This is a genomic window from uncultured Gemella sp., from assembly GCF_963519265.1.
Taxonomy (GTDB): domain Bacteria; phylum Bacillota; class Bacilli; order Staphylococcales; family Gemellaceae; genus Gemella.
Genome location: NZ_CAUQNQ010000149.1, coordinates 1 through 2,598, shown reverse-complemented (window position 1 = coordinate 2,598; position 2,598 = coordinate 1). Strand labels below are relative to the sequence as shown.

At 28.5% G+C, this 2,598-nt stretch carries 3 protein-coding genes; all 3 read left to right on the top strand.

Annotation, left to right across the window (positions count from 1 at the left end):
- Positions 1-298 precede the first annotated feature (298 nt).
- Positions 299-1,258, top strand: coding sequence for a Gfo/Idh/MocA family oxidoreductase (locus tag RWN11_RS08225; RefSeq protein ID WP_314161251.1), 960 nt, complete (start codon positions 299-301; stop codon positions 1,256-1,258).
- A gap of 15 nt (positions 1,259-1,273) precedes the next feature.
- Positions 1,274-2,143, top strand: a complete 870-nt coding sequence (locus tag RWN11_RS08220) for a glutathione S-transferase C-terminal domain-containing protein (protein WP_314161250.1) — start codon at positions 1,274-1,276, stop codon at positions 2,141-2,143.
- A gap of 5 nt (positions 2,144-2,148) precedes the next feature.
- A partial coding sequence (locus tag RWN11_RS08215; RefSeq protein ID WP_314161249.1) for a hypothetical protein occupies positions 2,149-2,598 on the top strand: 450 nt, incomplete at its 3' end.

The window sequence follows — 2,598 nt, the reverse complement described above, 5'->3', positions numbered from 1 at the left end:
AGTGTGAGATCCGATAAATCCAGCTCCACCTGTAACAAGTATTTTTTTAGTCATATTGTATTCCTTTCCATTCTGAAATATATATATATATATCATATAAGGTACATATAAGTCAATAGAAAAATGAAAAAATATGAAAGAAGATGAAAAATAGTTTCTATTATTTTTCAAGAGGGTATTGAATAGTTATTATGATAGAGGTGATGAGTTGGAGGAAGAGTTTATATGCAAAAAATTTGCTAGCTAGATTTTAACAAGTTATAATTAAAGAACTATGTTGAGTAATTTGGAGGAAAACATGAAACTAGGAATTATTGGTTCTGGAATGATAGTGAAAGATTTCTTATCTTTTGCTCATGAACTTTCAGAAATTAAATTAGAAGCTATAACAGCTAGGAATATTGAAAATTTAAAAGAATTACAAAACAAATATAATATTAAGGAAATATATACTGATATTGATCTTTGTCTAAAAAATAAGGAGATTGATACGATTTATGTTGCAGTCCCAAATAATTTACATTATACAGTTGCTAAGAGGGCTCTAGAAGCTGGTAAAAATGTTATTTGCGAGAAACCTTTTACGTTAAAGTATGACGAAGCTGTAGAATTGTTTGAAATCGCTGAAGACAAAGGATTAATTTTAATAGAAGCAATAACAAATCAATATCAAAAAAATTATCTTGATATAAAAGACAATATTGATAATATAGGAGAAATACGACTTATTGAGTGTAATTTTTCTCAACTTTCTTCAAGATACGAAGCGTTTAAAAATGGAGTAATAGCTCCAGTATTTGATAAAAGCAAAGGTGGAGGAGTACTTGGTGATTTAAATATTTATAATATTCATTTTGTTGTTGGATTGTTTGGAAAACCTAATAGAGTACATTATTCACCTAATATTGTTAATGATGTTGATACTTCAGGTATTCTTCTATTAGAATATGATAACTTTAAAGTAGTATGTATAGCAGCTAAAGATACTTTTAATAATAGTTATGTCAATATTCAAGGTGATCAAGGTATAATTAAAGTTATTGGTCCTACAAATGAAGTTCCTAATTACAGTATTCAAACAAAAGATAACTTTATAAATGAAAATAAAAATATTCATTCACATAGAATGTTTGCTGAGTTTAAAAAATTCGTTGAAGTTATAAATAATAAAGATTTTAAATTTATGAATGATCAAAAAGAACAAACTTTGAATGTTATGTATATTTATGAAGAAGCGAAAAAATTTATAGAAAATTAAAAAGGAGAAAATCACATGAAAAAATTTTTTAGTAAACCATTTGGAACAGAGGAACAACCTATAGAGGAAGGAAGATATAGATTGTTTTGGACTGCAGTCTGCCCATATGCACATAGAGCAGTTATAGCAAGAGAGATACTAGGATTAGATGATGCGATAAGTTTAGGAACATTGGATTATCGCCGTGGAGAAGAAGGGTGGCAATTTAGCTTAGATAAAGATGGACTTGATCCAGTTTTAAAACAATCAAAAATTAAAGATGTGTACTTAAATAGTGATTCAGATTATGAAGGACCATATTCAGTACCGGTGCTTGTTGATGTAACTACAGGAAAAGTAGTTAGAAAAGAATCTGCTGAGTTACTTCATGAATTTGCGACAGTATTTAAAAAATTACATAAAAAAGATAGAATAGATTTATATCCTGAGCATCTTGTAGGTCAAATCGATGAGTGGAATGAAAAGCTAGCTGTAGCTATTAACGATGGTGTATATGGAATGGGATTTGCTGAAAGTCAAGAAAAATATGATGAGGCATTCGAAAGATTCTTTAATATGATGGATGTAGTAGAGGATCGTTTATCAAATCAAAGATACTTCCATGGTAATACAATAACAGAAACAGATATTCGTTTCTATACTACTATGATTCGCTTTGATGTCGTTTATTATGGATTATATTCTGCGAATAAAAAGAGAATTGAGGAATATCCTAATATTTTCAACTACTTAAAAGACTTATATCAAACTCCAGGATTCGGATCTACAACAGATTTTGAAGCAATAAAGGTCGGGTATTACGTATCAGCAGGTAAAACTATTGTACCAAAAGGACCAGAAGTAGATAAGTGGAATCAAAGTCACGATAGAGCTAGATTCGAATAATAATTATGAAGATTATAGATGTAGAAAAATATAACTTTTCTAAGGAACAACTAAACGGGTTTGGATTTAAGGAAGAAGCGGAAAAACTAATATACCGAAAAGAAATTTTAGATAGTAACTTTTTAATAGAAATTGTATTTGCTAATAATCAACTAACAATAGAAGTTTATGATTTAGAATTTGATGAGATTTATTCGTTGTTTAGTGTAGATAGTACTGTAGGTGAAACGGTACAAAATATCAGAGAACATGTAGAGAATCTACTAAGTTCTATATTAGGATTAGCTGATGAATCAAGAAAAATAAGTTCAGAAATCATCGACTATTGTAATAATAAATACGGTAAAAATCATGTTAATCCTTTTAAAAAACATCTAGATATCTTGGCATTTGTAAATGAAAAAAATAAATGGTATGCCTTGTTTCTGGATGTAGACTATAGTAAATTGAATAAA

What these genes read in the sequence shown, in the direction of transcription:
- RWN11_RS08220 (WP_314161250.1), top strand. Translation starts at nt 1,274, where the DNA reads ATGAAAAAATTTTTTAGTAAACCATTTGGAACAGAGGAACAACCTATA.
- RWN11_RS08225 (WP_314161251.1), top strand. Translation starts at nt 299, where the DNA reads ATGAAACTAGGAATTATTGGTTCTGGAATGATAGTGAAAGATTTCTTA.